This window comes from Micromonospora sp. MH33 (genome assembly GCF_003013775.1).
Classification (GTDB): domain Bacteria; phylum Actinomycetota; class Actinomycetes; order Mycobacteriales; family Micromonosporaceae; genus Micromonospora; species Micromonospora fulviviridis.
Map to the genome: position 1 here is coordinate 1 of NZ_MUYZ01000493.1, position 3,026 is coordinate 3,026.

The 3,026-nt window shown below is 76.6% G+C and carries 1 protein-coding gene; it reads right to left on the reverse strand.

From position 1 onward, the window contains the following. The coding region (locus tag B0E53_RS34880; protein WP_146167915.1) for an AMP-binding protein at positions 1 to 3,026 on the reverse strand (3,026 nt) is incomplete at both ends.

The following is a 3,026-nucleotide window of genomic DNA, read 5'->3' on the forward strand; positions in this document are numbered from 1 at the left end:
GCCATCCCGTAGGCGTCCGCCGCCCAGGCGAGGTAGTTGGCCAGCCCCGCGTGGGTGACCGCCACACCCTTCGGCAGTCCCGTGGACCCGGACGTGTAGATCACGTACGCCACCTGGGCCGGCAGCAGCGGGACCTGCGGCGCGATGGGCGGGCACAGGGCGAGGGTGGCGGCCACCATGGGGTCGTCCAGGTCCACGGTGGGGACCCGGCCGACGGGCAGCTCGTCGAGCACGTCGGTGGTGCCGAGCAGCACGGCAGCGCGGCTGTCGGTCAGCATGAACTCGACCCGCTCGGCCGGGTAGCCGGGGTCGATCGGCAGGTAGCCGGCGCCGGCCTTCCAGGCGGCCAGGATGGACACCAGGGCGGCGGTGCCGCGGGGCAGGCAGATGCCGACCATCGACTCCGGGCCGACGCCGGTGGACCGCAGGTGGTGGGCCAGCCGGTTGGCCCGCTCGTCCAGCTCGCGGTAGCTGACCCGGTCGGTGCCGGAGACCACGGCGACCGCGTCCGGGTCGGCCGCCACCCGTGCCGCGAACCGGGCGGGCACGGTCTCGGCGCCCAGGTCGGCGGCGGTGTCGTTCCACTCCACCAGCACCCGCCGGCGTTCCTCGGCGTCGAGCACCGGGACGGCCGGCAGCGGCGTCTCCGGCGCGTCGGCCAGCGCGGTGACCAGGCCGTCCAGGGCGGTCTCCAGCAGGGCGGCGATCCGGGCCGGCTCGGCCGGGGCGACCGCGTCGACGGTGACCGCGAAGCCGTGGCCGAGGTCGCCGACGGAGACGTTGAGCGGGAAGTGGGTGCGCTCCTCGGCGGTGAGCAGCTCGACGCCGGGCAGGTCGACGTCGGCCTCCTGCACGGTGGCGCCGTGCCGGTAGTTGAAGACCGAGGTGACCAGCGGGCTGCCGCCGCGTACCCCGCTGGCCTGTTGGGCGACGGCGAGCGGGGCGTGCTCGTGGACCAGCAGCTCGGCGAGCTGGTCGCGCAGCGCGGTGAGGGCGTCGGTGACGGTGCCGCGCAGGCGGACCCGCACCGGCAGGGTGTTGAGGAACGGCCCGGAGATCCGGTCGGCGCCGGTGCCGGCCTGCATCCGGCCGAAGAGGACGGTGCCGAAGACCACGTCGTCCCGCCCGGAGATGGCGCCGAGCACCCGCGCCCAGGCGAGGTGCAGGACGGTGGCCGGGCTGAGGTTGCGGGCGCGGGCCACCTCGCGGACCCGGGCGGCGGCCGGGCCGTCGATGACGGTGTGCGCGCGGGTGATGCCGCTGCCGTCGCCGTGCACGTCGACCAGCCCGTACGGGGCGGTGGTCTCGGTGAGGTCGCCGAGCAGCGCGGTGAAGTGCCGCTCCTGCTCGGCCCGGCTGGTGCCGGCGCGCAACCGGGCCACGAAGTCCCGGAACGGCAGTGGCGCGGGCAGGTCGTCGCCGCGCCCGGCCTGGAACGCGCGCAGCTCGGCGAAGAGCACCTCGGTGGTGGTGCGGTCGCGGACCAGGTGGTGCACCTGCCACAGCGCCAGCCACCGGTCGGTGCCCGGCTCGGGGGCGACCCGGAACCGCATCAGCGGGGCCCGGTCGAGCGGGAGCCGGGGCAGGCCGGCGGCCATGAGCTGGTCGGCGGGGTCACCGCCGGCCGGGTCGAGGACGGTCTCCTCGACCGGGATCGGGGCCGCGCGGAGCACCACCTGGACGGGCTCGGGCAGCCCGTCCCAGACGATGGCCGTGCGGTAGATGTCGTGCCGGTCGACCACCCGCTGGAACGCGTCGAGGAAGCCGTCGAGCGCGACCCGGGACTCGAAGCGGAGCACCGCCGAGGAGAGGTAGACGTCCACCTCGTGCTCGCCCCGGGTGAGGTGGTGCAGGAGGAGCCCCTCCTGGAAGGGGGCGAGCGGGTAGACGTCGGCGACGTTGCCGGCCCCGCCGGGCACGGCGGCGACCAGCCGGGCGAGCGCGGCCTCGTCCAGGTCGACCAGGGGCAGCATGCGCGGGGTGAGCGCGGTGGCGCCGGCCGGGATCCGGTTCGGCGGCACGGGCACCGGTTCCGGTCCGGCCTCGGCGGCGAGCCGCGCCGGGGTGGCGGTACGGAACAGCGTGCGCATCGACACGGACAGGCCGCGGGCGCGCAGCCGCTCCAGCAGCGTGACGGCGAGCAGCGAGTTCCCGCCGAGGGCGAAGAAGTCGTCGTCGGGCCCGACCCGGGGCAGGCCGAGCACCTCGGCGTACACCTGGCAGAGCGCCTCCTCGCGGAGGTCGGCGGGGGCGCGGCCGGCGGTGGCCGTGAGGTCGGGGGCGGGCAGGGCCCGGCGGTCGACCTTGCCGCTGGGGGCCAGGGGCAGGGCGTCCAGCACCACCACGGCGACCGGCACCATCCAGTGCGGCAGCCGGTCGGCGAGGTCGGCGCGGACCGCGTCGGCCAGGGCGCGCGGGTCGGCGTCCCGGTCGGCCGGTACGACGTAGCCGACGAGCTGCCGCTCACCGGCGTCGTCGGCGCGGGCGACGACGGCGGCCTGGGCCACCCCCGGGTGGGCGGCGACGGCCACCTGCACCTCGTCCAGCTCGACGCGGTAGCCGCGGACCTTCACCTGGTCGTCGGTGCGGCCCAGGAAGACGAGCTGACCGTCCGGCGTCCAGCGGGCCAGGTCGCCGGTGCGGTACATCCGCTCCCCGGCCGCGAACGGGCACGCCACGAAACGCGACGCGGTCAGCCCGGGACGGTTCGGGTAGCCGCGGGCCACCTGCGCGCCGGCGATGTACAGCTCGCCGACCGCGCCCGGCGGGACCGGGTGCAACGCCTCATCCAACACGAACAGCCGGGTGTTGGCGATAGGGCGGCCGATCGGGACCACGTCCGCCACCGGGTCGCCGGCGGCGACCGGGAACACGCAGCAGCCGACCACCGTCTCCGTCGGGCCGTACTCGTTGACCACCACCGAGCCCGGCGACCGCGCCAGCCAGGCCCGGACGTCCGCGCCGGGCAGCGCCTCCCCGCCGACCACCAGCGTCCGGCAGGACCGCGCGGCCTGCTCCGCCGTCAG